The 25,710-nt window shown below is 60.3% G+C and carries 35 protein-coding genes; 32 read left to right on the forward strand and 3 right to left on the reverse strand.

Annotated elements, in window-relative coordinates; translation table 11 throughout:
* Positions 1 to 14 precede the first annotated feature (14 nt).
* From NJC38_RS02150 to NJC38_RS02170, 5 genes are read left to right on the forward strand one after another with little or no spacing between them, the layout of a single operon-like run.
* On the forward strand, positions 15 to 1,262 hold the full coding sequence (locus tag NJC38_RS02150; RefSeq protein WP_253110915.1) for an HNH endonuclease signature motif containing protein: 1,248 nt from the start codon (positions 15 to 17) through the stop codon (positions 1,260 to 1,262).
* Positions 1,249 to 2,034: a hypothetical protein gene (locus tag NJC38_RS02155; RefSeq protein ID WP_253110917.1), complete on the forward strand. Its 786-nt coding sequence runs from the start codon at positions 1,249 to 1,251 to the stop codon at positions 2,032 to 2,034. The genes NJC38_RS02150 and NJC38_RS02155 overlap by 14 nt, the downstream gene beginning before the upstream one ends.
* Positions 2,027 to 2,494, forward strand: coding sequence for a recombination protein NinB (locus NJC38_RS02160; RefSeq protein ID WP_253110918.1), 468 nt, complete (start codon positions 2,027 to 2,029; stop codon positions 2,492 to 2,494). The genes NJC38_RS02155 and NJC38_RS02160 overlap by 8 nt, the downstream gene beginning before the upstream one ends.
* Positions 2,491 to 3,069 (forward strand): recombination protein NinG, encoded by a 579-nt coding sequence (locus tag NJC38_RS02165; RefSeq protein ID WP_253110920.1) that lies wholly within the window; start codon positions 2,491 to 2,493, stop codon positions 3,067 to 3,069. Before NJC38_RS02160 ends, NJC38_RS02165 begins: the two co-directional genes overlap by 4 nt.
* Positions 3,066 to 3,602, forward strand: coding sequence for a hypothetical protein (locus NJC38_RS02170; RefSeq protein ID WP_253110922.1), 537 nt, complete (start codon positions 3,066 to 3,068; stop codon positions 3,600 to 3,602). The genes NJC38_RS02165 and NJC38_RS02170 overlap by 4 nt, the downstream gene beginning before the upstream one ends.
* Before the next feature lie 37 nt (positions 3,603 to 3,639).
* Here the strand turns inward: NJC38_RS02170 and NJC38_RS02175 are convergent, their stop codons facing one another.
* A complete protein-coding gene (locus tag NJC38_RS02175) occupies positions 3,640 to 3,852 on the reverse strand; it encodes a hypothetical protein (RefSeq protein WP_253110924.1) in 213 nt (70 codons plus the stop codon).
* 183 nt (positions 3,853 to 4,035) lie between these two features.
* Here NJC38_RS02175 and NJC38_RS02180 point away from each other — a divergent pair, with 183 nt between their 5' ends.
* Positions 4,036 to 4,368 carry a phage holin, lambda family gene (locus NJC38_RS02180; RefSeq protein ID WP_253110926.1) on the forward strand — a complete coding sequence of 111 codons (333 nt, stop codon included), beginning with the start codon at positions 4,036 to 4,038 and terminating at the stop codon, positions 4,366 to 4,368.
* On the opposite strand, the gene NJC38_RS02185 is transcribed toward NJC38_RS02180, so the two are convergent.
* Complete coding sequence (locus NJC38_RS02185; protein ID WP_253110928.1) at positions 4,363 to 5,421, reverse strand: hypothetical protein; 1,059 nt, start codon at positions 5,419 to 5,421, stop codon at positions 4,363 to 4,365. The two genes, NJC38_RS02180 and NJC38_RS02185, sit on opposite strands and share 6 nt — an antisense overlap.
* A gap of 100 nt (positions 5,422 to 5,521) precedes the next feature.
* Here NJC38_RS02185 and NJC38_RS02190 point away from each other — a divergent pair, with 100 nt between their 5' ends.
* From NJC38_RS02190 to NJC38_RS02230, 9 genes are all read left to right on the forward strand, one after another.
* Positions 5,522 to 5,989, forward strand: a complete 468-nt coding sequence (locus tag NJC38_RS02190) for a DUF1737 domain-containing protein (RefSeq protein ID WP_253110937.1) — start codon at positions 5,522 to 5,524, stop codon at positions 5,987 to 5,989.
* A 121-nt stretch (positions 5,990 to 6,110) separates the two neighbouring features.
* Positions 6,111 to 6,329 carry a hypothetical protein gene (locus NJC38_RS02195; protein WP_253110938.1) on the forward strand — a complete coding sequence of 73 codons (219 nt, stop codon included), beginning with the start codon at positions 6,111 to 6,113 and terminating at the stop codon, positions 6,327 to 6,329.
* An 83-nt stretch (positions 6,330 to 6,412) separates the two neighbouring features.
* Positions 6,413 to 6,712, forward strand: coding sequence for a hypothetical protein (locus NJC38_RS02200; protein WP_253110941.1), 300 nt, complete (start codon positions 6,413 to 6,415; stop codon positions 6,710 to 6,712).
* The gene (locus NJC38_RS02205) at positions 6,693 to 7,922 is read left to right on the forward strand and encodes a PBSX family phage terminase large subunit (protein ID WP_253110943.1); all 1,230 of its coding nucleotides are present in this window, start codon (positions 6,693 to 6,695) and stop codon (positions 7,920 to 7,922) included. The genes NJC38_RS02200 and NJC38_RS02205 overlap by 20 nt, the downstream gene beginning before the upstream one ends.
* 9 nt (positions 7,923 to 7,931) lie before the next feature.
* Positions 7,932 to 9,434, forward strand: a complete 1,503-nt coding sequence (locus NJC38_RS02210; RefSeq protein ID WP_253110945.1) for a DUF1073 domain-containing protein — start codon at positions 7,932 to 7,934, stop codon at positions 9,432 to 9,434.
* The gene (locus NJC38_RS02215; RefSeq protein ID WP_253110955.1) at positions 9,325 to 10,167 is read left to right on the forward strand and encodes a phage minor head protein; all 843 of its coding nucleotides are present in this window, start codon (positions 9,325 to 9,327) and stop codon (positions 10,165 to 10,167) included. Before NJC38_RS02210 ends, NJC38_RS02215 begins: the two co-directional genes overlap by 110 nt.
* Positions 10,168 to 10,210: 43 nt before the next feature.
* On the forward strand, positions 10,211 to 11,395 hold the full coding sequence (locus NJC38_RS02220) for a DUF2213 domain-containing protein (protein WP_253110957.1): 1,185 nt from the start codon (positions 10,211 to 10,213) through the stop codon (positions 11,393 to 11,395).
* A gap of 4 nt (positions 11,396 to 11,399) precedes the next feature.
* Positions 11,400 to 11,906, forward strand: coding sequence for a hypothetical protein (locus NJC38_RS02225; RefSeq protein WP_253110958.1), 507 nt, complete (start codon positions 11,400 to 11,402; stop codon positions 11,904 to 11,906).
* 11 nt (positions 11,907 to 11,917) lie between these two features.
* Positions 11,918 to 13,003 carry a major capsid family protein gene (locus NJC38_RS02230; protein ID WP_253110959.1) on the forward strand — a complete coding sequence of 362 codons (1,086 nt, stop codon included), beginning with the start codon at positions 11,918 to 11,920 and terminating at the stop codon, positions 13,001 to 13,003.
* A 12-nt stretch (positions 13,004 to 13,015) separates the two neighbouring features.
* On the opposite strand, the gene NJC38_RS02235 is transcribed toward NJC38_RS02230, so the two are convergent.
* Entirely contained in the window at positions 13,016 to 13,858 is an 843-nt protein-coding gene (locus tag NJC38_RS02235; protein WP_253110960.1) for a BRO family protein, read from the reverse strand.
* A 348-nt stretch (positions 13,859 to 14,206) separates the two neighbouring features.
* Here NJC38_RS02235 and NJC38_RS02240 point away from each other — a divergent pair, with 348 nt between their 5' ends.
* The 17 genes from NJC38_RS02240 to NJC38_RS02320 all read left to right on the forward strand — a co-directional run bounded on the left by NJC38_RS02240 (position 14,207) and on the right by NJC38_RS02320 (position 25,710).
* A complete protein-coding gene (locus NJC38_RS02240; RefSeq protein ID WP_253110963.1) occupies positions 14,207 to 14,584 on the forward strand; it encodes a hypothetical protein in 378 nt (125 codons plus the stop codon).
* Positions 14,584 to 15,006 carry a DUF4054 domain-containing protein gene (locus NJC38_RS02245; RefSeq protein WP_253110965.1) on the forward strand — a complete coding sequence of 141 codons (423 nt, stop codon included), beginning with the start codon at positions 14,584 to 14,586 and terminating at the stop codon, positions 15,004 to 15,006. Before NJC38_RS02240 ends, NJC38_RS02245 begins: the two co-directional genes overlap by 1 nt.
* Entirely contained in the window at positions 14,994 to 15,551 is a 558-nt protein-coding gene (locus tag NJC38_RS02250) for a hypothetical protein (RefSeq protein ID WP_253110968.1), read from the forward strand. The genes NJC38_RS02245 and NJC38_RS02250 overlap by 13 nt, the downstream gene beginning before the upstream one ends.
* Positions 15,548 to 15,919: a hypothetical protein gene (locus NJC38_RS02255; protein ID WP_253110971.1), complete on the forward strand. Its 372-nt coding sequence runs from the start codon at positions 15,548 to 15,550 to the stop codon at positions 15,917 to 15,919. The genes NJC38_RS02250 and NJC38_RS02255 overlap by 4 nt, the downstream gene beginning before the upstream one ends.
* Positions 15,916 to 16,452, forward strand: a complete 537-nt coding sequence (locus tag NJC38_RS02260) for a hypothetical protein (protein ID WP_253110974.1) — start codon at positions 15,916 to 15,918, stop codon at positions 16,450 to 16,452. Before NJC38_RS02255 ends, NJC38_RS02260 begins: the two co-directional genes overlap by 4 nt.
* A 7-nt stretch (positions 16,453 to 16,459) precedes the next feature.
* Positions 16,460 to 17,959: a DUF3383 domain-containing protein gene (locus NJC38_RS02265; RefSeq protein WP_253110977.1), complete on the forward strand. Its 1,500-nt coding sequence runs from the start codon at positions 16,460 to 16,462 to the stop codon at positions 17,957 to 17,959.
* 110 nt (positions 17,960 to 18,069) lie between these two features.
* Positions 18,070 to 18,558 (forward strand): DUF4236 domain-containing protein, encoded by a 489-nt coding sequence (locus tag NJC38_RS02270; protein WP_253110980.1) that lies wholly within the window; start codon positions 18,070 to 18,072, stop codon positions 18,556 to 18,558.
* 70 nt (positions 18,559 to 18,628) lie between these two features.
* Positions 18,629 to 19,087: a hypothetical protein gene (locus tag NJC38_RS02275; protein WP_253110982.1), complete on the forward strand. Its 459-nt coding sequence runs from the start codon at positions 18,629 to 18,631 to the stop codon at positions 19,085 to 19,087.
* Positions 19,088 to 19,096: 9 nt separating this feature from the next.
* Positions 19,097 to 19,552 (forward strand): hypothetical protein, encoded by a 456-nt coding sequence (locus NJC38_RS02280; RefSeq protein WP_253110984.1) that lies wholly within the window; start codon positions 19,097 to 19,099, stop codon positions 19,550 to 19,552.
* Between the two features lie 95 nt (positions 19,553 to 19,647).
* Positions 19,648 to 21,174, forward strand: a complete 1,527-nt coding sequence (locus NJC38_RS02285; protein ID WP_253110986.1) for a phage tail tape measure protein — start codon at positions 19,648 to 19,650, stop codon at positions 21,172 to 21,174.
* Positions 21,174 to 21,719 (forward strand): phage baseplate protein, encoded by a 546-nt coding sequence (locus tag NJC38_RS02290; protein ID WP_253110988.1) that lies wholly within the window; start codon positions 21,174 to 21,176, stop codon positions 21,717 to 21,719. The genes NJC38_RS02285 and NJC38_RS02290 overlap by 1 nt, the downstream gene beginning before the upstream one ends.
* Positions 21,719 to 22,021: a hypothetical protein gene (locus tag NJC38_RS02295; RefSeq protein WP_253111000.1), complete on the forward strand. Its 303-nt coding sequence runs from the start codon at positions 21,719 to 21,721 to the stop codon at positions 22,019 to 22,021. The genes NJC38_RS02290 and NJC38_RS02295 overlap by 1 nt, the downstream gene beginning before the upstream one ends.
* Complete coding sequence (locus NJC38_RS02300) at positions 22,014 to 22,829, forward strand: hypothetical protein (protein ID WP_253111003.1); 816 nt, start codon at positions 22,014 to 22,016, stop codon at positions 22,827 to 22,829. The genes NJC38_RS02295 and NJC38_RS02300 overlap by 8 nt, the downstream gene beginning before the upstream one ends.
* Positions 22,826 to 23,527: a Gp138 family membrane-puncturing spike protein gene (locus NJC38_RS02305; protein ID WP_253111006.1), complete on the forward strand. Its 702-nt coding sequence runs from the start codon at positions 22,826 to 22,828 to the stop codon at positions 23,525 to 23,527. Before NJC38_RS02300 ends, NJC38_RS02305 begins: the two co-directional genes overlap by 4 nt.
* Positions 23,524 to 23,868, forward strand: a complete 345-nt coding sequence (locus tag NJC38_RS02310) for a hypothetical protein (RefSeq protein WP_253111037.1) — start codon at positions 23,524 to 23,526, stop codon at positions 23,866 to 23,868. The genes NJC38_RS02305 and NJC38_RS02310 overlap by 4 nt, the downstream gene beginning before the upstream one ends.
* Positions 23,861 to 25,051 carry a hypothetical protein gene (locus NJC38_RS02315; protein WP_253111040.1) on the forward strand — a complete coding sequence of 397 codons (1,191 nt, stop codon included), beginning with the start codon at positions 23,861 to 23,863 and terminating at the stop codon, positions 25,049 to 25,051. The genes NJC38_RS02310 and NJC38_RS02315 overlap by 8 nt, the downstream gene beginning before the upstream one ends.
* The gene (locus tag NJC38_RS02320; protein WP_253111043.1) at positions 25,048 to 25,710 is read left to right on the forward strand and encodes a DUF2612 domain-containing protein; all 663 of its coding nucleotides are present in this window, start codon (positions 25,048 to 25,050) and stop codon (positions 25,708 to 25,710) included. Before NJC38_RS02315 ends, NJC38_RS02320 begins: the two co-directional genes overlap by 4 nt.

Below are 25,710 nucleotides of genomic sequence, written 5' to 3' on the forward strand. Positions count from 1 at the left end.
AAGGGCGGTTGAGGATGCAACTCACGGAATTGGCCGGTGGTGCGGTGGCTGTCTACCCCGCATTCAGGCGCGTTTTGGGACTGAGTGCCGCCGCCGCGCAGTTCCTGTCGCAGGCGGTGTATTGGACCGAAAGGACTGACGACGGCTGGTTCTACAAGACTGAAAACGAGTGGCTGGCCGAGGTGGGGCTCGCAGCAGATGAGGTGCGAGACTCGCGCAAGAGCCTCAAGGCGCTGGGTGTCCTGGAAGAGCAGCGCAAAGGCATACCGGCGAAGATGTTTTACCGCGTTGACGAGGCGGCTCTCTTCGCAGCGCTTGAAGGGGACGTTCCGGCCATTACCCTTAATCAGCTTTTCGAGCTGTACACCCCCAAGCTGGGGCAATTGTCCAAGGCTGGGCTGATGCGCGCCAAAAGGGCCGGTGTGCCTTGCGAGTTTGTGAGCTATGCCGATGTGCTCAGGCGCGACGGATTGATCTGTGGCTGCTGTGCAAAGCCGATTGAGCGCGGGCCAGGTAACACAGGCATGCACCTGTCGTTCGATCACATTCAACCGTTGGCTGCGGGTGGCGCTCATCACTTCGAGAACCTGCAGCCGACCCATGCGGGTTGCAGAGCAGCCAAGGGCGGCAGTGTCGCTTACCAAAGACCTGCAAGTCCGCGTTCGGTAGACAGGACAAGTGTTCTTTCGGTAGTACCAACCAGTTCTCTTACCCAAGAACAACCGGTGCTTCTACCCAAGGACAGCCGGTGCGTCTTGGACAAGACAACTATTACAAAGAATACACAAGAGACTACACAGGAGATTACACAGGAGACTACGACAGTGGTGCAGCTCGCTCCGGCCAGGCCGAAGCGCGCCGCCAAGCCAAGGGACGAGGCGGAGCAGATCAGGCAAGAGGCCTGCCGCAGGATCTGGTCGGCGTACGCTGCCGCCTACGAGCAACGCTACGCAACTGCCCCGGTGCGCAATGCCAAGATCAGCCGTCAGGTGGTCGAGCTGCGCAAGCGTCTCGGGGAGGAGGCCGTGCCGGTGGCGGAGTATTTCGTCTGGATCAACGACAGCTACCTGATCCGCAGTTGTCACGATCTTGGCCTGCTGCTGGCCAGGTGCGAGGCGTATCGCACCCAATGGGCGACCAACCGGCAGATGAATGCGACCACGGCGCGTCAGCTTGAGCAGACTCAGGCCAACTTCAACGCTGCCCAGACGGCTGCCGAGGCGATCCGGGCCGGGGAGGGCCAACCCAATGCTTTCCTGTGACGAAATCGCTCAGTTATCTGCCGCCATCTGCGCCACGGCTGAAGCCTTGGGGCAGACCATCAGCGCCAACGCGGCGCGGCTGATGGCGGGCGATCTTGCCGAATACCAGCCCGCTGCGATTCAGGGCGCATTGCGTGCCTGCCGCCGGGAGCTGACTGGCCGGCTAACCCTAGCCGCCATCCTGCAACGGATTCATGGCTGTGATGGCCGCCCCGGCAAGGACGAGGCCTGGGCCATCGCCCTGACGGCATATGACGAAGGTGAGACGGTGGTGTTGACTGACGAGATTCGTCAGGCACTGGTCGCGGCTCGACCGGTGATGGCCGCAGGCGACCGGATCGGGGCACGGATGGCGTTCATCAGCGCCTACGAGCGTCTGGTCACCTTGGCCCGTGCGGCCGCGCAGCCGGCCCGATGGGGCGTGTCGCTGGGGTTTGATGCGGGTCGTCGTGTACAGGCCGTCGAGGCCGCTGTGCGTGCGCAGTTGATCAGCCAGGAGGCCGGTACCCGCTATCTCGCGGATCTGCAACTGGTCCCCATCACCCAGGACGGCCAGGCCATTGCCGGGCTACTCACCGGCTCCGTTGTCGAGCCATCACCACACATCCGCGAGAAATGGGCTGAGGTCCGGGCAAGCGTTGAGGCCGCCAAGGCACGGCGCGAGCGTGGTCGCCTCAAAAAGGCCCAGGCCGAGCGTGTGTATTTCTATCTGCGCAAGCGCAAGGTCCGCCAGGCGCTTGCGGCGCGTTGTAAGGAGCAAAACCATGGGTGAGATTATCTTCAAGCCTCGCCATTTCTGGTCCGCCGGTCCCAAGCGGGTACGTGAGGTATTCAAGCTGGCGTACCTGTTTGCCACTGAGCTGGCGTTGAGCGGTGCCATTGAGGTCATCGTGCGGCCGGTCAAATCCCGTCGCACCCTGGAGCAGAACGCCAAGCTCTGGAGCATGCTGGGCGATTTGTCCAGACAGGTGCAATGGCCGGTGAATGGCGTCATGCAGCACCTGGACGCTGAGGACTGGAAGGCGCTGATGACAGCTGCGGCACGTCAGGACGTGCGCATTGCCCAAGGCATCAATGGCGGCGTGGTGATGCTGGGCGTCAGCACCCGACGCATGAGCGTGGCCGAGCTGGGCGACGTCATCGAATGCATCTACGCCTTCGGCGCCGAACGTGCAGTGGTCTGGGGGCAGGCCAGGAACGATGTGCCAATGCAATGGGATGCTGCCGCATGACACTCGCTCGCCAAAAACCGTTCAGCAAGACCTGCAAGAACCCGGCATGTCGGCTGCGTTTCGAGACGCTCAGGTCGTTACAGATCGTCTGCGGTCCTGCCTGCGCATTGATCTGGGCACAAGCCCGGCGAGAAAAAGAGCGTCTGGCGATTGCCCAGCGAGAACGTCGAACCATCAGGGCTTGCAAGGCCAGGCTCAAAAGCCGTGCGGACTACCTGAAAGAAACCCAGGCGGTATTCAACCAGTGGGTGCGCCTGCGTGATGCGGAGCTGCCGTGCATCAGCTGTAGCCGTCATCACGAAGGCAAATATGACGCCGGCCATTACCGGACGGTGGGCAGCAACCCGGCGCTGCGCTTCGAGCCGTTGAACTGCCACAAACAATGCGTGCCCTGTAACCGCTACAAGTCCGGTGATCTTGTGAATTACCGCCTCAACCTTCTGCTACGCATCGGCGCCAAGCGACTGGCCTGGCTGGAAGGACCGCACGAACCCAAGCATTACAGCATCGATGAATTGAAGGTTCTGAAGGCTGAATTTCAAGCACACATCAAACACCTCAAGGGGGCAGCATGAACAGGGTATCAATACTGGTCAGGATTCTGCTGGCCGGCTCAGAAGGCAAGACGGCCTCGGCCGGCTGGGTGGATGCGGATCAAGGATGTGCAGGCTACGGCGGCATGAGCCGGCAAGAACGCTTTGAATTGGACTGTGAGTACCGGCGCTATCTGCACCAGCACCTGGTGCCTCGATATTGGGATGCGCTGATTGCCCGTTACACGCTCGATGCCGCCGAGCGTGGCCAGGCGATCAAACGGCTGGGAAAGGTGATAGCCAGCCATGCCCACCCACACTTCAAGTTTTATGCGGTGCTGACATGGGCTGAGCCACAGAAGCCCGGTCTGCAGGGCAAACGCTCGTCGGCCATCCTGCAGGCGGATATCTACGACATGAATCGCTGGGACAATAACCAAGGCACGCCGGAGCGCACGCGGCGCTATTGGCGATCACGAATCCATGAGGCGTTGAATGGTGTACTGGATGAGGCAATCACTGCGGCGCTTGGGTTACTTGAACGGCAAGAGCTGTTTGAACCAATGGCCGCTTGACAGGCTTTGCCGCATTGCCGAATATATCTCCATTCTGTCATTCCTGCGTATGTTGAGAATTGACCTTTAAAAGCCTCGCCAGCTCACGCTGCCGGGGCTTTTTCGGATCTAGCCATTGGAGAACCCTATGGAACGATCCGAACGGCGTCACCATGAGTGGCGCATGAAAGCCAAGTATCACCGTATCCAGCGCACTCGCGATCACGAATGGCGCTGCACCGATCCCGCTGCTGCCGGGCGATTCGCTCATCACGGCAAGCCCTGTTCCTGTTTTATGTGCGGCAACCCCAGGCGGTATTGGGGAGATTTGACCATGCAGGAAAAGCGCGCCAATCAATCTGAAGTCTGGTCCTGATACAAGGCCAGCGTCATCAAAGCCTCGGCAGCCGCCGGGGCTTTTTTATTTTCTCTCCCGCATACGGGAGAACTCGGAATGTCCCTGATGCCTGATAAACCACAGACCTGGGCATTGGTGCTTGCCTGGCTGCATGACCATGCCCCGATCATCTATGCCGCACTCATTACTCTGGTCATGGCCTTCCTGGGCGTGATGCGCCGTGGGGGTACGCTTTGCCAGGCGCTGCTGGAAGCCCCAATGTGCATGCTGATGACCTTGGGGCTGATACCTGTGCTTGAGCACTTCGAGTTACCACACAACCTGGCCCTCGCGGCAGGCGTGTGGATTGGTTATTTCGGTGTGCGTAAGGTCGCCGGTTGGGTGGAGCGGATCGCTCACGTTAAGCTGCCCAACGATACCAACTCATGAGGTGGTTACGCTGAGATCCGTTTGGCCATTGGGGGTGGTTTGATTACCAGCAATCAGCGGTGAAAACTCAGCACGTACAAGATAGATTTTCTCTTCATCGCCGGAGTTGGAGATCTTCACGCTGCCGGTGACTTCCGCCATTTTGGCTTTGACGGATAGTTCGATGCCCTTGTCCGTTGAGAAGGAAGTGGACTCTTTGATTTCCAATGAAGCGGTTAGACACCCACCATTTTCACGGGCGAATACGACTGCTTTCCAAGACGGCTCATAAGACAGCCAGAAATAATTGTTCTTATTCAGCGCGTGTCCCTCTTGCCAGCGCTTCCCTGACAGTGAAAACTCTCGAACGTCGAGAGAGTTTGTGTTCTGCTGAGAGTCATAAGCGCCACTCAAGCCACCTCCGCCCGCAATACCGGCATCGACCTTTAGGCCGGCTGCGGTGGAATTGTGCTGATTGTTTGATGTCCTCTTGGTGATAGTGATTTTAGTCGCGCCAAGATCAACCAAAAGTTTCAGTAGTTCAGACTCTCGCTCCTCAAGCAATATCGCGTCATAGCTATCGCTGGGTATGTACAGGTCCCCGGTTTCAGTGTTTGGATAATCGGCAAGAGGATGGCGCCTGTAGGCTTTGCCCACAACAGGGTGTCCAGGCTGGAAACGATACCCTCTGCTTTTAGCATCATTTTTTGTCATTGAGTGGTACGCAACATAAGCAGCTAGCTCTAACTGAGCAGAGTCGACTTCATCGGTATTTGTATCTGACTTACTCTTAAGCATTGATCCTATTGATGGACTGCTGCTAATGGCATTAGCTAGTAGACCTATCGGAAAGAGTAGGGGGGATGTACTCGCTATCAAGCTGAGCGGGCTCGCGCTTACAAGACTTGTGGCAGTGAGCGGCTCTCTTCCAACCATGACGAAATCTTGGCCAGATTTACCATCGGATTTCTGGGCTGCTGCTGCGGTGTATTTATTTTCTGTGACGTAGACAATGTCTAGCATCACCTTGTCAGTTGATGTCTGCGTTTCCGGTTGTGGGTTGCTAATGCGCATGTGGTTCGCTCCCTCGTAGCACTGGCTGTGATGTGCTGTTTCTCGGCAGCACAAATCAGTTCTTTAAATTTTAAGTGAGATTTATTTTCAGGGGAGCTCGATGTCTTACACCCATTATGAAACTGTATTTGCTGATCATGCAGATGAACTGCAGGATAAAATGACGGCAAAAATCTCAGATGGCTGGCAACCTTACGGCAACCCCATCTGCATCACGCTTCAGCAGACCCACAAGACGTTCCAGTTGGTGCAAGCCATCGTCAAAGGTACGCCTGATGGTGGAGGCGGCAGTGGACCGATATCGTCCGCCGATATCACTGACGCGTCTGCGACGGGTAAGAGTGTGCTCACCAGCGCCGACCAGCCTGCTGCACGAGCTGCCATCGGTGCAGGCACGTCCAATTTCTCCGGTAGCTACGTCGACCTGAGCAACAAGCCAACCATTCCCGCAGCCCCTGGTAATGGTGACGCCGGTAAATTACAGGCAGGAACTGATACTACTCAGACTTTATGGACAGCGAAAATTATTCACGACGAGATTAAGCGTCAGATATCGGCTATCCCTTGATGTTTAAATAAACATTTTCTATTGATAATTTTCAATTGGTAATATTTTTTATGCGACGACGTTTTTAATAAAGTGGCTCGATCATTAGAATCCTGCTCGTTAACTTTCTGGAGCACTTTTAATGAGTAAAGGATTTCCCAAGCGCGCTGCTTCGCGATGGCTTTTTGTCACAAGCGTGATGATTGGTTTTGCTGGTTCATTCTGGGGGGCGCTGCAGTTCATCCGGCCAGACGGCAATATTGCCATCGGTGCCGGGCTATGCATTGGCGGCTCGCTGATGGTTGCCAGAGAGATCGTCTACCGCTGGCGCTACAAACAGAGTCTGAAGGCCGCCGCTTAGGCCACGTTGCTCCACCCCATGAACCCCGCCCCGTGCGGGGTTTTCTATTTTCGGCTTTTGAAAAAATATCAAAGGATTTCAAAATGACTGCTGGCGGAAAGCGTCCAGGCGCTGGCCGTCCGAAGGGTGGGCGCAACAAGGTTACGGCGGATATCAAGGTGATTGCCCAGAGCTACGGCGAGGAAGCCATCACCGCCCTGGTGGAGATTCTCCGCGATGGTGAGGCACCGCCCGCAGCGCGGGTCGCGGCTTCGAAAGAGATCCTCGACCGGGGTTATGGCAAGGCGCATCAGTCGGTGGATCACAGCAGCACAGACGGGACGATGACGCCGCTGCCAACGCGTATTGAACTGGTGGTGCCGAATGTCGACGGCACGCATTGAGTTACCGCCCAGGCTGCTGCCGGTGTTCGCCGCACCACGGGGCGCGATGCGTTACCGGGCGGCGTACGGTGGGCGAGGGTCGGGCAAGTCGTTCAACTTTGCCAAGATGGCCGCCATCTGGGGTGTGATCGAACCTCTGCGCATCCTCTGTACCCGTGAACTGCAGGATTCGATCAAGGAGTCGTTCCACGCTGAGCTGAAGAACGCCATCGCCTCTGAACCGTGGCTGGCGGCGGCGTATGATGTGGGTGTCGATTACCTGCGCGGCTTCAACGGCACCGAGTTCCTGTTCAAGGGGCTACGTCATAACATCGGCTCGATCAAGTCCCTGGCGCAGATTGATCTGTGCATCGTCGAGGAAGCCGAGGACATTCCCGAGGCGTCCTGGCAGGCGCTGGAGCCGACCATTCGTGCGCCGAAGTCGGAGATCTGGGTCATCTGGAACCCCCGGCTGGAAAACAGCCCGGTGGACCAGCGCTTCAGGCAGAACACACCACCGCGCACTGCCATCGTCGAGATGAACTACACGGATAACCCGTGGTTCACCCCGGTGCTTGAAGAGCAGCGCCACCACCAGCAACGCACCCTCGACCCCGAGACCTACAGCCATATCTGGGAAGGCGCCTACCTCAAGCAGAGCAAGGCCACCATCTTCCTCGGCAAATGGCGCATGGACACCTTCACGCCCGGTGCCGATTGGGATGGCCCGTATCACGGCCTGGACTTTGGCTTTGCCAACGATCCCACCGCCGGAGTGCGCTGCTGGATCTACAACCGGCGCCTGCACATCGAGTATGAGGCGGGCAAGGTCGGGTTGGAGCTGGACGACACTGCCGACTACCTGGTGCAGGGGATTCCGGGCATCGAGCGCTATGCGCTGCGCGCCGACAACGCCCGGCCTGAATCCATCAGCTACCTCAAACGCCGCGACCCCCACGGCCAGCGCGCCCACCTGCCGCTGATCGTGGCCTGTGACAAGGGCAAGGGCAGCGTGGAAGACGGTATAGCGCACATGAAGAGCTACGACGAGATCGTGGTGCATACGCGCTGTACCGAGGTCCAGAGCGAAATGAAGAAGTACACCCACAAGGTCGACCGGCTATCCGGCGACGTTCTGCCTGACATCGTTGATGCCCACAACCACTACATCGATGCCATCCGTTATGCGCTGGAGCCGGTCATGAAGGCCCGACGCAGCATTTTCAGTTAGGGGAGCCGCATGTGGCCTTTCACTCGCAAAGCCCGCCCACCTGAGCCCCGGCCGCCCGCAACAGTGTTTTCCACTGACCTGGGGCCACTGGTGCAACGGCCATCATCGCAGCAGGTCATGGCCCAGGCCTTTACCTTGCCGACCGCCAGCGGTGTGGCCATGGACAGTGCTTCGGCGCTGAAGCTGGGCATGTCGGCGACCAGTGTGCCTGATGCACAGTTGGCCTGGTATGCGGCGCAGGGGTTTATCGGCTTTGGTGCCTGTGCCCTGATCGCTCAGCATTGGCTGGTGGACAAGGCCTGTGCCATGACCGGCCGGGACGCCATTCGCCATGGCTACGAGATCAACGGCAGCAATGCCGAAGCCATCGCCTTGTTGAAGAAGATCGACAAGCGCCGGGGTATCAACGCCTCGATGCGCGAGTTCATTCGGATGGGCCGGGTGTTCGGCGTGCGCCATGCGCTGTTCAAGGTGCGCAGCACCGACCCCGAGTATTACGAGAAACCGTTCAACCTCGACGGGGTGACGGCGGGCAGTTATCAGGGCATCAGCCAAATTGATCCGTATTGGATCACGCCCGAGCTGGATGCCGCCGCGCTGGCTGATCCGGCCAATCTGATGTTCTACGAGCCGACCTACTACCGGATCGGCAACCAGCGTTACCACCGTTCGCACCTGGCCATTTACGTGCCGCATCCGGTGGTCGACATGCTCAAACCGGCCTATCTCTACGGCGGTATCAGCGTGCCGCAGCGGATTTACGAGCGGGTGTATGCCGCTGAACGCACGGCCAACGAAGCGCCGCAACTGGCCATGACCAAGCGCCTGACCACCTTCAAGGTTCCGGATGCGGCATTGAGTAACCCGGATAAGATCGCCCAGGTGCTGCAAGGCGTGATCGAGAACCGTGACAACTATGGCATCTGGACCATCGGCCCGGATGACACGGTGACCCAGAGCGACACCAGCCTGGCTGATCTGGATGCGGTGATCATGAGCCAGTACCAGTTGGTGGCGGCGATTGCCAACGTGCCGGCCACCAAGCTGCTGGGCACCACGCCCAAGGGGTTCAACGCCACGGGTGAATATGAGGAAGCCAGCTACCGCGAGGAGCTGGAAAGCATCCAGGCCAACGACCTGACCTCAATGCTGGAGCGTCACCACGCGTTGGTGATGCGTTCCGATATCGCGCCACGGCTGGGTATTGAGCCGGCGCCGACCAGTGTCGACTGGCGGCCGCTGGACAGTCCCAAAGCCGAGGTGTGGGCGACGATCAACAAGACCAAGGCCGAGACCGACAAGATCCTGTTCGATGCCGGTGCCGTGGACGGCCTTGATATCCGCCGCCGGGTCGCGGCCGACAAGGATTCCGATTACTACGGCCTGAGCGAGGAACTGATCGATGCTGGCGAAACTGACCCGCAAGCGTCAGCGCTGGGTGGCGCAGCGGCAGAGGGCGACGGTCAAGGGCAGCAAGCTGGCCTATCCGGCAGCCCCGGCAGCCCGTTATGACGCGGCGCTACAGCGGCTGATCGGCCAGATGCTCAAGGCTTACCGGGCCGAGCTGAAATCCGCCTTGGCGGCTGGCCCGGTCACGCAGGATGCTTCGCCGGCCACCTTGGCCAAGCGGGCGCTGACCGGGCTCAAGTCACGGTTCCAGCGGCTGTTCAGCAGCAATGCGCGCACCCTGACCGACAACCTGTTTGGCCAGATTGATAAAGCCAGCACCAGCAGCCTGAACACCTCACTGCGTGACCTGTCTGGCGGCATCACCCTTACCACTCCGAAGATGCCCGGCGCTCTGTATGACCAGATGCAAGCGGCCACCGCCAGCAACGTGGCGCTGATCAAGTCCATTCCGGCAGAGTTTCACGCCCGGATCGAGAGCGCGGTGTTGCGTTCGATCCAGCCCGGTGGCAACGGCCTGCAGGACGTCGTGGAAACCCTGAGCCAACAGGAAGGCATCACCCAGCGCCGCGCCCGGTTCATTGCCGAGGATCAGACCCGCAAGGTCACCACGGCAATGAACTCGGCACGCATGCAGTCCACCGGCATCCGCGAGTTCGAATGGATTCACTCCGGTGGTGGCGCCGAACCGCGCAAGCTGCATGTCGAGTTGCATGGCCAAGTGTTCAGCTTTGACGACCTGCCGGTGATTGACGAACGCACCGGCGAGCGAGGCTTGCCAGGGCAGTTACCCAACTGCCGTTGCACCCTGCGGCCGGTGATCAACTTCGGCGAATGATCCATCCAGCCCACCTCGGTGGGCTTTTTCTTGAGCGTCTGCCATGCCTGTACCGCAATCCAAGCGCACCACCGACCTGAATGGCTGGCTGGAGGTCCGCGATAACCCGCTGAGCAAGGTCGGGGTGTTTCCCTATCTGGGCAGCGAGATCGGCGCGCCTGAGCCGGAGCGGATCTATCAGGTTTACCGGCCTGCCGAAGAGTTGTCCGACCCAGCGTGTATTGCCTCGTTTCGCCTGCTGCCCTTCATCGATGAGCACGACTTTCTTGGTGCCGAGCAGGAAGGTGGTCTGCCTGCTGAGCGCAAAGGCGTACAGGGCATGATCGGTGAGCAGGTGTACTTCGCAGCCCCGTACCTGCTGGGCAATATCAAGATCGTTTCCGAAGCCGCCAAGGGGCTGATTGAGGCCGGCAAGATCGAGCTGTCGCCCGGTTACCGCTGCCGCTACGACTTCACCCCCGGCGTGTTCGAGGGCCAGCCCTATGACGCCGTTCAGCGCCACATCCGTGGCAACCACCTGGCACTGGTCAGTGAAGGGCGCACCGGCCCGGACGTCGCCGTGCAAGACCACCTCACCATCACCATTGATTCAGCGGAGCTATTACCCATGGCTGTAGCAACTGACAACCCGGATAACGGGGATACCCTGGCGCAGATCAAGGCGCTGCTCGAACAACTCAAACCCCTGTTGGCCAGCCAGGCTGAAGCCAATGCCTTGCTGGCTGAAGTCGGTCTGGCACCGACAGACCCTGTGGCTGATGACGAACCTGTACTTGACGATGAACCGGCTGCCGACGACGAGCCAGTCGCGGATGACGAACCGGCACTGGACGACGACCTGGCTCAGGACGATGAGCCGACTACGGATGACGACCCTGAGCTGGAAGCCGCCGACAAGGCGGTGCTCAAGGCGCTGGACGGCATCAGCAAGCGTTTGGGTCGTCTGGAGAAGAACGCCCGTGGCATGGATGCGGCGCTGCTCACCAGCATTGCTGAACGCGACGCCTTGGCCAGCAAGCTGTCCGGGTTTGTCGGCACTTTTGATCACAGCCGCATGACCACCCATGCGGTGGCGGCCTACGGGGTGAAGAAACTCGGCATCCCGGCGCGCAAGGGCACCGAACGCATTGCGCTCGATGCCTGGCTGCATGGCCGCGTACCGGCGCATAAACACTCGACCATCACCCATGACAATGCCGGCGTGAATCTGCTCGCTGGCTGGGAGTAAGCACATGGCATTTCCATCTTCGGTGAAGGCCGATCTGATTTCCGGCGTGGTGGGAGATATTTCCCACGACGGCCCGTTTCGCGCCCGCGCCGGGCAACTGGACAGCGCTGATCCGGCGCACAACGTTATCGGACGCGCCTTCACCTACGCCGACACCGCCCGGCAGACCCTGCAAGCCGGTGGCGAAGGTCCTTTTGGCGGCATTCTCATCTTGCCGAAAACCCATGTGCTGTACGGCGTGCCGGGCGACACCCTGGCCGACAGCATGACCCTGCCCAACGGCGCCCAGGCGGAGTTCGCGGAAATGGGCTTTGTCACCGTGGCCCTTGCCAGCCCCGGCGCGACCATCGGTGTGGCCGTGGTGTACGACCTGGCCACTGGCGAGCTGGACTGGACGGCAGACCCGACCGATCCCGGTGCCGGTCGGGCGCGAGTGCCCAACTGCATGGTCGACCGCTGCAACGCTTCGAACGACACGCCGTCGCTGGCGTTCGTCAAACTCACCAATTAAGGAGGCGCCCCGTGCGAACCCCTGAAAGCAATTACATCAGCGGGCGAGAGCTGGCGCGGCGCGGCCCGTTGGTGATCAAACCCGAACACGCCCGGCACTATGCTCAATTGAGTCAGATCGGCATTGGCCTGGATGGCCTGGCCATGGATTCGGCGCTGATCGGCCCGGCGATTGGCGGTGCCGGTACGCCCGCGCAGTTCCTGCAAGTCTGGCTGCCGGGTCTGGTCAAGCAGATCACCCAGGTGCGCATGATCGACGAGCTGTGTGGTGTGCTGACTGCCGGTGCCTGGGAAGACGAAGAAGTCATCCAGGGCACCATGGAGGCGACCGGCAAGGCTGCGTTGTATGGCGATACCACCAACATTCCGCTGGCCAACTACAAAAGCGGCTATGTGCGGCGTACCGTGGTGCGCTTCGAACAGGGCTTTGTGGTTACCACTCTGGAAGCGTTGCGCGCAGCCAAGGCCAATATCAACGCCGAAGCCGAGAAGCGCAGTGCGGCCACTGAGTCGCTGGACATCTCGCGCAACCGGGTGGGCTTCTACGGCTACAACGCGCCGGAGACCCGCACTTACGGTTACCTGAATGACCCGGTGCTGCCGGCCTATATCAGCCTGCCCACCAACGGCGGCTCACCAGCCTCTGCCGCATGGGCGGACAAGAACTACCTGCAACTGACCGCCGATATTCGCCGCATGGTGGCTGATCTGGTGGTGTCGGGCGGTGGCCACATCAACAACAAGACCCTCATGACCCTGGCCATCCCGCTGGGCCATGGTGAATACCTGGGCGTGACGTCGGACTTCGGCAACTCGGTGCAGGAGTGGCTCACCAAGACCTACCCCGGCATGCGCATCGTCGAAGTGCCCGAACTGGCAGGTGCGAACGGCGGTGCCAACGCCGCTTACCTGATGGCCGACGCCGTGCAGGACAGCAGCACCGATGACGGTCGGGTGGTGGCGCAGGTCGTGCCGTCGCGCTTCCAGGTGATCGGTGTCGAGAAGCGCGCCAAGGGCCAGGTCGAAGATTTCAGCAACGCCACGGCCGGAGTGACCTTCAAGCGGCCGTGGGCGGTGCGGCGGTACACCGGGTTGTGAGTCGTTTCGCTGTCACAGGCCGGGAAGGGCGTCTGACTGAAAACCAGAGCGCGCTTTGAGGTGACCGAGGGCAGCCATGGCAACCTCGATCAGCTCTTCCGTACTCACCATCATGTCGCCCGGTGTGAGCAGGCCCTTGATGAACTGCTGATGAGTCATGACGAAAGCGTCAAGCGGCACCGGTTTGATCTGCCGTTCACCTGCATCGTTGAAACTCACCAGATAGCGGCGAGTGGGGCCGGCCTCGATTTCAAGGCGGTCCGGTTTGGGCAACCATTCACCTTCCAGCGCATAAGCGGCAATGAAGTTGCGCGCTGCATCGAGTTGGTCGGCAGGGATGTCGGCTGCCGAGCGCACGCCAAAGGCGGCATGGGTCTGTGACCAGATCTTGGCTTTGGCCCGACGTTGTACCGGTACCGGTAGCGACGACACCTTGCCTTTGATCAATGCGCCGAGCATATGGAAACCGTCAGTTCCGATGGTCTGGCCGAGTAGGGTGGCCATGCGGTTGTCAGTGTCTTCGTAGCGGCCATGTTTGCGGATGGCTGGCAGAACTTCACCTGCAACCCACATCTGTATTGGCAGCGCTTTTGGCTTGTCAGAGCGCCCCAGAAAGAAATACATGCCCTGCTCGGAAAGCATCAGCAGTTTCTGGGGGCCGCCAGGGGTGTGCAACCGATGCACATCCTTCCATTGCTCAGGGACATGAGCTGTTGCACGAGCAGGCTTGTAGCTTTCTGTGTAGCCCAACGAGCGGAGGATATCTTGCGCCGCAAACCAGGGTTGTTCACGGATGATGCAAGTGCGGACTTCTTGAGATTCAAACTGAAACGGAATGACGTGTGCTGCTTGCATGTTGGATCTCCTGTACCTCAGTCATAACCGCGCCCATACGCCAATATGGGTGAGCGGAACCGTGCGGGTTGGCGTGCCGGGTACAGGAACCGGTGAGCCCGAAGGCTCCCACACACGGCCCGCCCATAACAGGTGAAGCCATGCTGCAGACACAAAAAAACCGCTCGTGAGCGGCGGTTGTGTCCGCCTGTACTTAACAGGACGCCAATCCTGTATCGCTGAATTTGCAGCGACTGCGGGCACGGTACTCACCTCAATAAATTGTGTCAACACGACACCCAGCAAGTGCAAGTGCTTGCAGCTCTATTTCCTGAATGACTTTTTCCTCTTAAGCACAGGACAACCTGTATGCCCATCTACGTCTATTCCACCCTGAGCAACGACCAAAGCTACACCACCTATACCGAACTGGCCGGCGGCGTGCCGCAGAAGGATCAGGCGATTTTCATCGCTGGCAAAGCCAACGTCGCCAATAACCACTTCATCACGCCGCTGGGCATGGTCACTGAGGTTACCGCCGAGCAGTTGGCCGAGCTGCGCCGCAATCCGGTGTTCCGCATGCATGAGCAGAACGGCCATATCTCTGTGTCCCAGGCCAAGGCCGATCCTGACCAGGTGGCAGCCTCGATGCAGGGCCGCGATGCTTCGGCCCCGTTGGTTGACCAGGACTTTGCCGAAGGCGAGGCGCCGACCACTGGCCGGATCGAACGCAAGCAGGCCCGCTGATGTTCAGCCTTGAGGGGTTTCGTCTTCGCTTCCCGCAGTTCGCTCATCTGGATGACCAGCAGGTGTTGGCAGCGGCTGACGATGGCCGGGGCTTTCTGGCTGACCACGGGTGCGCCTGTTCCGAGCAGCAGTTGCGCCTGATGGTGGCTCATTTGCTGGAGTTGCAGCAGAAGGCACAAGCGGGCGGGGTGGTGGGCCAGGTCACCGGGGCTGGCGTGGATAAAGTCTCGGTCAGCCTTGCGCCGCCACCCAGCCGTGATATGTGGGGCTACTGGTTGAGCCTGACCGGCCATGGTCAGCAGTTGCAGGCGCTGCTCAAGGCCTGTACTGCCGGTGGCTTATACGTCGGTGGTCGTTCAGAGCGGGCGGCGTTTCGTGCGGTCGGCGGTGTGTTTCCCGGAGGTGGCCGATGGCGACGGTGACCCCGAATACGGCCGGCAGCGAGGCACTGCGCCGGGCTTTGGCCGAGATTGCCAGCAAGCAGGCCCGTGTGGGTTTCTTCGAGCACAGTAAATACCCGGACGGCACTTCGGTGGCTCATGTGGCGACCATCCAGGAGTTCCACCCGCAGCACGCCCGACCGTTCATGCGCCCGACCATTGAAGAGCAGCGCAGCGCTTGGCAAGACACCCTCAAGAAAGGCATGCAGGCGGTGATCAATGGGCGGATCGACGCCACCGCGATGCTGCAGCAGTTCGGCATGTTGGCAGCGGGGGATGTTCGCCTGACCATCAGCCGCATCACCTCGCCAGAGCTGTCGCCGATCACCTTGCTGTTGCGCAAGCGCAGGAACTCTCCGGACTTCACACCCGGTGGTCGTGCTGTGGGGCAGGCGGCGCGTGATGCCCGTTTCACTGGCCCAAGAGCGGCCGACGACCGCAACAATCTGTCAGGTGTGTCGACCAAACCGCTGGTCGACACCGGCCTGCTGATCCAGTCAGTCAACAGCGATGTGGTGGACCGATGATTGCCGACCTGAACATTCTTGGCCTGGCTTTGGGCGTGATCGGCACTCAAGAGCTGGTTTGGCATCAGGCCAATGGCCGTCGACAGAACGACCAAGGGCAATGGATCACCCTCTATGAGCCGCCAAAGCCAGTATCAGGCAGCTTGCAAGCGGTGGACCGCACTCGTTATCAGGCGCTGGGTCTGGACCTGGCCCGCCGCTACTGCCTGTTCTATGGAACGGTGCCGCTCAAAGGGACTGAACGCGGTGAGTCACCGGACCTGCTGGACTTTGCTGGTCGCCGCCATGAAGTGGTCAACGACCTGGACTGGATAGCGCAAGCCGGTTGGCAGGGTGTGCTGGTGGTCGACACAGGACCGGTGCCATGACTGAAAACCAGCTCAAGGCGCTGTTGCGCAAGACCCTGCTGGACGGCCTGCTGGCCCAAGGCATCAATGATGTGCCGGTGATCAACGGCTACCAACCCACGGGGCAGGGGCGTGAACCCAAAGGTTTGTACTTCTTCCCGCTGGCCGAACCTGGGTATGGCTGGCAATACCGTAAGGATCGCTATGACCCGGCCAGCGGCGAGCAGATCCATAGCGAAACCCAGCTCGTGCGTTCGACCTTCCAGGTTGGCGGCTTTGCCGAAGCCAACCTGCAGGACGCCTCGGTGCTGACCGCTCAGGACATCACCGGGCTGGCCGCCATGCTGCTGGTTTCGGCGTCGGCCATTACCGCGTTGCGACGAGGCGGGGCAGGGGTTGAGCGGGTCACGGCCATTCGCACCCTGTTCATCGAGAACGACCAAGGCCGCAACGAGGCCACGCCGTCGTTCGACATCACCCTGACGCACAAACGAACCCTGACACAGCGAACGCCTTCGATAGAGGCGTTCGAGCACGCATTCACTCGGGTATGAGGTCACCATGACCATTTCCATTGATCGTTACATCCAGATCACCTCCGGCGTGGCCGGCGGTCAATCGGTCGCCCAGCGCGAGCTGGTGGGCCTGCGTTTTACCAGCGACCCGCGAGTGCCACTCGACGCGGTGATCAGCATGGGCAAAGGCGATGCCGATGCCTACTTTGGCGCGGGCAGCCCAGAGGCGACCTTTGCCAATCAGTACTTTGGCTACATCAGCCCGGCACCGGCCAGCCAGGCGCAAAAGATCCGCTTTGCCGCTTATGCCGATGTGGCCCGGCCACCACGGATCTACGGGGTGAAAACGGGTAACACGGTGACGGCTTTCAACCGCGTCAAAGACGGCTCTTTGCACCTCACGCTGGGCGGGACGGTTGCGACTCTGGGCGGGATTGATCTGTCAGCCGCCAAGACCTTTGCCGAGATTGCCTCGGCGGTACAGGGCGCTGTCCGTGCACACGCGGCCGGGGGCAAGCAGTGGGCCGATGCGACGGTCACCTATGATGCCGTTGCAGCCATCTTTACCTTGACCGGTGGTGTGGCTGAACAGGCAGCGGTGGGCATCGATGCCAAGGACGAGTTGGCGCAACTTCTGGGCTGGGGCAATGCCCTGACCATCAGGTCGCCGGGCAGTCTTGGACAGACCCCGCTGGAAGCCTTGCAGGCCGTGGAAAACATCACCGACTCGTTCGGTTCGCTGAGCTTCCCGGTGTTGAACATCGAGCAGGCAGTACCGCTGGCGCAATACAACGCGGCCCTCAACGTCAAATACATGCTGCTGGTGGCGGTTAACGAGACCAATGCCGAGGCCTGGCATGCTGCGTTGCGCAGCTTCCCGTCTACGGGTCTGATCCTCAGCGGCATTGCCAATCAGTACAAGGAAGCCATCCCGGCCGCGATCATGGCCGCGACCAATTACCAGCGCCGCAACGCGACGGTGAACTACATGTACCGGCAGGTACCCGGCATGACGCCGGAGGTCAGCAGCAACCAACTGGCCAACCTGCTGGACGGGCTACGGGTGAACTACTACGGCGAAACCGCCAACGCCGGGCAGAAAATCGCATTCTTCCAACGCGGCTATCTGCTGGGTGACGCCACGGCGCCGCTGGACATGAACGTCCACGCCAATGAGCAGTGGTTCAAGGCATTTCTGACCGCCAGGCTGCTCAGCCTGCAACTGTCGGTCGGCAAGATCCCGGCCAACAACGACGGGCGTGGCATGGTGCTGGGGCAGGTGATCGAGGCGGTGAACCTGGCGCGCTTCAACGGTACCATCATCGTCGGCAAGGACCTGGACGCCACCCAGCAGGTGGCGATCACCCAACTGTCCGGCGACCCTGACGCCTGGCGCGACGTACAGATCAATGGCTTCTGGGCTGATGTGCGGATTGTCCCGCGCAGCGGCGAGAGCGGCGTGACCGAGTACGTGGCGCAATACGCGGTCGCCTATAGCAAGAACGATGTGGTGCGCAAAATTGAAGGGTCGCACAATTTGATCTAACCCTTGGATATTCCAATCTTCTGAAACGTCCTACTGAGTAATTAGAAGATTCTGACATACAAAGTTGCTTGCCCGTTTTAGCTTCCGTTTCTCGTTTAAGGAGGAACTTAATGGCATTGCGATTCAGAAAGTCGATCAAGATTATTCCCGGAGTAAAGCTCAATCTGGGAAAGAAGGGCGCCAGTTTGTCCGTTGGTGGTCGAGGATTAACAGCTAACATCAGTCGACGGGGAACTCGGGTCACAGCGGGAGTGCCCGGTACAGGGCTGTCCACTACCACGATGATGAACTCTCGAACGCAACCAGCGGAGAGTGAAATTCTCTTTGATGCCGCCTGGCATAGAAAACGTCTGGCGGAAGTTGTATCCACAGTCCGCTCGATCATCAGTTGGGCAGCAGGAGTATTTTTCTCTCTGGCAGGTTTGGGTTTAAGCAGTAAGCACCTGTGGGGCGGAAGTCTGGTCATGTGGGGTGGGCTGCTGTTTTTACCTATTATCAAGCGGCTTATCAATCGTGCATCAGGACTGAACATTCACGGCTTCTTTTATTTTACTGCGGGACTTGTGCTGGTATTCGTCGGTGCCGTACTGACGACCTAGTCCTGTCTGTCCTTATTTAACTCTGTATTCAACCAGCCCGGCATTGCCGGGCTTTTTTTGAGGTCATGAAATGTACGACATTTCCGCGACGGGTCTGTCGCTCACCATCATTGCTCACAAGACCTTTCCCAATGGCTTTCCGGTCACCGAGTTTGCCGACGATGCCGACCCTTTCGACCTGCCCACCGTAGTGGCGGCAACCGCTGCCATGAATGTCAATGGCGACCTGGTGGTGTTCAGTTCGCCGCAGCCGATCTTGCCGACCCTCAACGTGATTCCTGGCAGCGAAGCGGATAACAACCTGCAGATCCTGTTCGAGGCTAATCGGGCGGCGAAGGGCAAGAAGGTGGCCGGTGATGTGGTCAAGATCGTTGCCAGCTACCCGGACGGCTCCACCCTGACGGTTTCCAACGGCAAGATCCTCAGCGGCAACCCTGGCAACTCGGTCGCCAGTGCCGGCCGCAAGAAATCCAAGGCTTATGCCTTTGCCTTCCAGGACCTCAGTTCCACCCGGCCGACAGCTGAATAAGGAGGCTCTATGGCTGATTTGATCAAACCCAAAGAGGTCGCCATCAAGGATATCGATGGCAACCTGCACACCTTTGTCATTTCCCGGCTGCCGGCGCTGGACAGCCGCGAGATCCTCGCCAAGTACCCGGTCAGCAACATCCCCAGGCTGGGCGAATACAACGCCAGCGTCGAGGCAATGCGCCTGCTGATGTCCTATGTCGCGGTGCCGATGGAAAGCGGCCTGTTGCGCCTGACCACCAAAGCGCTGATCGATAACCATGTGCCGGATGGCGAAGCCTTGCTGCGCCTGGAGTTCGCCATGCTGGAGCACAACACCAGTTTTTTCGGCAACGGCGGCCCCTCCGGTTTCTTGGAAGGGCTCGTCAAGAAGCACCTGCCATTGATTATCCAAACGCTGATGGATTCTTTGCCGCCATCGTCAGCGCGGGATTTGCGACCCGCACCGAACTCAAAACAACCATAGACCTGGAAGAGGCTTTCGAGCTGTGGGAGGTGGTGCAGGTCAACCGCTACAACGAATGGCTGGCCATCGAGCACAGCAAGAAGCAGGGGCGATAAATGTCATTACTCGACACCTTCACCATCCTGTTCCAGGCCGACACCGGCAGCGTCGAGGACGGTGCGCGGCGCTCGGAAAACGCGGTTGATGGCTTGCTGGACAGCCTGCGCGATACCGATGCGATGGCCGGGCGGGTCGGTGACACCCTCAAGGACTACGCCAAGGGCGCGCTGGGCGCAATTACGGCCGCGCTGGGGGCCAAGGCACTGGTCAGCGGCACCATTCAGAAGGCCGCCGATATCACCGCCCTGGAGCAGACCGCCGAGGCATTGGGTGAGGCCATTGAAGAGGTCGACGCCTTTGGCCGTGCCACTGCTGCGGCGGGTGGCGATGCCGAGACTGCGCGTGACGCCCTGACGGACATGGCCGAGAAGATCGGCGAGGCCCTGAGCGACACCGAGTCATCGGCCGCCAAGGCGTTCTCAGCGCTTGGAGTTGGCCTCAAGGATGCCGAGGGCAACTCCAAGGGCGCGGTAACCGGGATGCTGGATCTGGCCGCAGCCGTGGAGGGCATGGACAAAGCCCAGGCGGTGTTCAAGCTCAAAGAATCGGGTGTATCCGATAACAAAACGTTGGAGATGCTGCTCAAGGGCCGTAAGGAACTGGAGCGCATGATGGCCGCGCAGAAGGAACAGGGCGTCGTCACTCAGGAAACCGCCGAACAGGCGCGCAAGCTGACCGAAGGCATGAACCGACTGCGCGGTGCGTTGGATACGGCCGGTACCGGATTCATGGTGACCCTGATTCCGGCCATCTCCAAAGGCGTGGAGTGGCTGACCACCCTTGTGGATTGGGCTGGCGAGCACAGCGATTTCATTGTCGGGTTTTTCGCGGCGATTGGCACGGCCGTGACGCTGTATTACACCCCGCCGATGCTCAAAGCGGCTGCCACAACGTTGGCGGCGACCTGGCCGATCATCGCCATTGGCGCGGCAGTAGTGGCGATGGCCGCGCTGTTCGCGCTGGCCTACGAAGACATCATGTACTTCATCGAAGGCAACGATTCGTTGATCGGGCAGATCTTCGACAAGTACCCGATGATCAAGTCCGTGGTGTTCGGCACCATCGACGCGTTCAAAGCCATGGGTGTAGTGGTCAGTGCAATCTGGAACACCATGATCACCGGCTTCCAGCAAGTGATTGATTTCATCTTGGCCGGTGTTCGGCAGATCAGCCAAGGCATCCGCACGGTGGCCAGTTTCTTCGGTATCGGTTCGGACGCACCTGCAGCTGAGGGCGAGAACGGCGAAGGCGCCGCGCTGACCGACGCGCAGTCGGCCACGGCGGGGGTCGAGGCAGGGCGCCAGGCCATGACTGCCGCCAATGCCTCCCCATTGAACGCCACCACCAGCAACGCCATCAGCAACAGCGCGAGCAGCCGCCGGGAAACCAACGTGCAGGTGGGCGATATCACCATCAATACCCAAGCCACGGATGCCAAAGGCGTCGCGGCGGAGGTGGGCGGTGAACTCACCGGGCAAATCAAGCAACTGGAATCCGAACATTCATCGGGAGTGGACCGTTAATGGCACAGACTGATTTGTCCGTTCAGGAGTCGGCCCAGGATCTGGTCTCGATACTCGATGCGGCCAGTTACCAGCCGCTATTCGAAACCCTCAACCCCATGCGGGTGACAGTGCGAGAGGTGGCGAAGCTGACCCGGTTCGCGGTCGAAGACGGTTCGCCCCGGTCGGATCATCGCTACATCGAGCCGGTGGAAATCGACCTGCCGCTGCTGCTGGTTGACGACGTGCGTAACGTCTTCGAAACCCTGCGCCAGGCTTGGCTGGACGGCAAAGCCCTGATTGTGCAGACCAAGGTGCGCAGCTATCCCGACATGATGATCGTGGAGCTGCCGCACGAGGAAACGCCCGAACAGGGCGCCTCGATTCCGGTAGCCGTCCGGTTGCAGGAGGTCAGCGTGGTGACCCCTGAGTTCGGCGCGCTGCCGCCGCGCAAGGTGGTTAATCCGGCCCAGGCCAGCACCACCAAGAAGGGCCACCAACAAACCTCGGAAACACCGGACGCTGCCAAGAAACGAGCCAGCCTCCTGCATGGAGTGTTCGACTGATGCGCACCATCCCCTTAAGCCGTGTACCCAATCAGGAGTTCACGGTCACGCTCCTGCAGAACCGCTGGACACTGCGCGTACGGGTTGGCATAGGCATGATGATGGCTGATATCTATCTCAACGACGCGCCGCTTTTGTTGGGCCAGCGTCTGGTTGCGGGTACGCCATTGATTCCCTATCGACACCTGCAAGATCACGGCAACTTCTGGCTGCTTACCGAGGCCGACCAGTCGCCTTGGTGGGAGCGTTTCGGGGTTGATCAACTGCTGGTGTATGCCGCGGCAGGTGAGCTTGATGCTTGACCTCAGACGCATCCGGATTGGCATCGAAATCGATGGCCGAATCAGGTATTACGAAGGCCTGCGGGTCAAGGTCAGCGGTACCAAGTACGCCAACCCGCTGATGAACGACTGCGCGGTGACTATTACCGGCCTGAGCCAGACTACTCGTGACTACCTGCTGACCGAAGCCAGCCCGTTCAATGACAACCGTACGCCCAAGCGGCTGATCGTTGAGGTGGGGCGAGTCTCCACCGGTCTGTTCCGACTGTTTCTGGGCGACATCGAAAGCGCCGAACCTGGCTCGCCGCCCGATATTGATCTGACCCTCAAAGCCAAGACCCAGGCGGCGGCCGGCGGCCAGTTGCTGGCCCGCTCCGGCGCGCCGCTGACCCCGCTGTCAGCACTGGCGCAGGGGGTGGCCAACGATCTTGGCCTGGCGCTGGAGTTTCAGGCCCAGGATCGCAACATTGGCAACTACAGCCACACAGGCTCCGCCTTGCAGCAGGTGGAAAAGCTGCAAGAGGCCGGTGGCGTCTCGGCGTACATCGACGATGACAAGCTGGTGGTCAAGGACGCCGGTGCATCGCTGTCCGGACGCATGCGCGTGCTCAACAAGAACTCCGGCATGGTGGGCATTCCCAAACCCACGGAAAAGGGCGTCAAGGCCACGTTCCTGATTGACCCGGAGACCGCCATTGGCGGCGGCCTGCGCATTCAATCGCGCTTCAATGTCGCGCTCAACGGCGACTACGTGATCAATCAACTGGCGTTCGACGTGCAAAGCCACGCTGACCCGTTTTTCTATACCGCTCTGGCCACTCGACTATGACTTTGCAGAAATCCAACGCCGACCAGGCCAATGACGGCAATCTGGCCGGCGCGCTCAAGCATGCCTTGAATAACTGGCTGATGGGTGTCGACGACATGCTGCCCGCACGTGTGGTCAGCTATGACGACACCAGCAACCGCGCCGTGATACAGCCGGTCGTGATGATCGGCGGTACCGACGGCAGCAAGCTCTCCCGGGCGAGGATCGCGAACATTCCGGTGTTCCGCTTCGGGGGTGGCGGGTTCTTTATCCGCTTCCCGCTCAAGGCCGGTGATCTGGGCTGGCTCAAGGCCAATGACCGGGATATCAGCCTGATCATGCAGTCTGGTGGCGGGGAAGAGTGGCCGCACACCAAGCGTCGGCACTCGTTCAGCGATGCGATGTTCTTCCCGGACACTTTCAAGCAGTGGGTGATCGACGGCGCGAATGCCGATGCGCTGGTGGTGCAGAGCCTGGATGGCGCGGTGTGCCTGGCGCTGCACGCTGACAAATTCGTGCTCAAGAGCCCGGCCGGTGAAATCGCCGTTGATGGCAGCCTGAGTATCAACGCGGGCGACCTTGCGATCAGCGCCGGCTCAGTGGCAATCACCAGCGGCAGCCTCACGCACAACGGCAAGAACGTAGGCGACACCCATACCCACCTCGGCCCGGTCAGCGCGCCGCCAGGCCCCGTCGTGCCCACTGGGGTGCCGCTATGAAAACCTTCCTCAGCGACTCGCTTAACGACTTGGTGCTGGGCCGTGACGGCCGCCTGGCGACCGCCCGCGAAATCGATGCTTTCGCTCAATCGGCACGCCAGTACATGCAGGCCCGCCTGGGCGAGATGATCCATAACGCCGATCAAGGCATTCCCTTTACGGCCGTGCTGTGGGGCGGCACCCCCAGCGTCGCGCAGTTTGAGGCTGCCGGCCGTGTGCGCCTGATGCAGGTGCCTGGCGCGCTGGCAGTGGTGTCGTTCACCGCCCGGTTGCAGGGCGACGTGATTGCCTACGACGCCATGGTCAACACCCAGTGGGGTGAGGTAACCATCAATGGCTAGCTTCCAATTCATCACGTCCAACGGCGTGATTGTTCCGGACACGGCCGACATCCGCGAGGAAGTCATCTCGCAATGGAAAGCCGCTTTCGGTCATGACCTGGATGTCAGCCCGGAGACGCCGCAAGGCGTGATGATTACCGCCGAGATCGAAGCCCGCGACAGCGTAGCCCGCAACAACGCCGACCTGGCCAACCAGATCAATCCGGACCTTGCGGGTGGCGTGTTCCTGGACGGCATCTGGTCGTTGATGGGCGGTGGCCGGCGCCAGGCCACCCGCTCGCTGATCAGCGGGGTGGTACTCGGCGGGCAGGCCGGTACCGACATTTTGGCCGGTGCTCGGGCAGCGGTGGAGGGCACTGGCGCGCTGTTCGAACTGCTGACCAGCGTAACGCTGGGCACCGATGGTCGTGCTCTGGCGACCTTTCGTGCCATCGACTACGGGCCTATTACGGTCAGCGCCGGGCAACTGAATGCCATTGTCACCGGTGTGCTGGGTTGGGAAACCATCAGCAACCCCGCTGATGCGGTGCCGGGGCGGCTTGAGGAATCCGACATTGCCGCTCGACGGCGGCGTCGACAGACCCTGGGTTTGCAGTCGGTGGCCTTGCCCGAGGCGATCATCTCTCGGCTGTACGACACTGAAGGCGTGCGCTCGCTGGTGTTCCGCGAGAATTACACCGACCTGCCGCTGAACATCGACGGCGTGGTGCTCAAGCCGCATAGCATCTACGTGTGCGTGGACGGCGGTGACGATGCTGTGATTGCCGGAGCGCTGCTCGACACCAAAACCCTGGGCGCCGGCTGGAATGGCAGCGTGGCGGTGACGGTCATCGATCAGGCCAGCAGCCAACCTTACCAGGTGCAGTTTGACCGGCCGCAGGTGGTACCGGTGTTCATCCGGGTGACCGCCCGCTACAACAACCTCGACGGTCAGCAGATCATCCCCGAATCGATCATGGCCTACGTCAACGGCAGGCTGGAGGGCGATGCCGGGTTTGTGGTCGGTAACCCTGTGTCGCCATTCGAGCTGGCCAGCGCCGTCAATCAGGTTGAGCCGCGGATCTTTATCAAGCGCGTGGAAATATCCACCGATGGCCATGACTGGCAGAGCGACGTGTTGCCGATCAGCATTCAGCAGAAGGCCCAGACCTCAGTCGGCGCCATTCAGGTACTGCCGACATGAGCGACCGACGTATACAGGCCGTTGAATGCAGTCTCGACGCCATGCAGGCGCTGCTCTGGCAGCACGACAATGCCGAGCGGCTCAAGCGGCTGATCAGCCTCAAGCAGCAGTGGTACCAGCAGAACCACTGCGAGTTCTGGTCGGACTGGATTCGTGACGTGTTCGACCCGCGCACCGCCAACGACTTTGGTCTGGGCATCTGGGCCAGGATTCTGGACATCTCGCTGGGCGTGGACGTGCCCAGCAGCCGCGACAAAGAAGCCTTTGGCTTCGGCGAACAGCACGAGAACTTTGGTAACGGCAACTTTGCCCGAGGCCAGGCCGGGCAGGTGGCGCTCACCACCGAGCAAAAGCGCTTGGTGATCCGCCTGCGTTACTTCCAACTGACCAGCCGGGGCACGGTCCCGGAGATCAACACCTTCCTGCGCCAGTTGTTCGGCGAGCTGGGTAGCGTGTGGGTGGTCGATTCTCTAGACATGACCTACGTGACCTATTTCTTCTCGTTCCAGCCTGACAGCCAGCTCAGCTTCATCACTGAGTTTTATGACCTGTTTCCGCGCCCCTCAGCGGTAGGCGTGCGCTTTCGGGTTCAGCCGCGTGAAGCCTTCGGCTTCGGTACCCAGCACCTCAACTTTTCTCAAGGCAGCTTTGGAGCCTGA

The sequence above is a fragment of the Pseudomonas sp. 21LCFQ010 genome (assembly GCF_024129905.1).
GTDB lineage: Bacteria > Pseudomonadota > Gammaproteobacteria > Pseudomonadales > Pseudomonadaceae > Aquipseudomonas.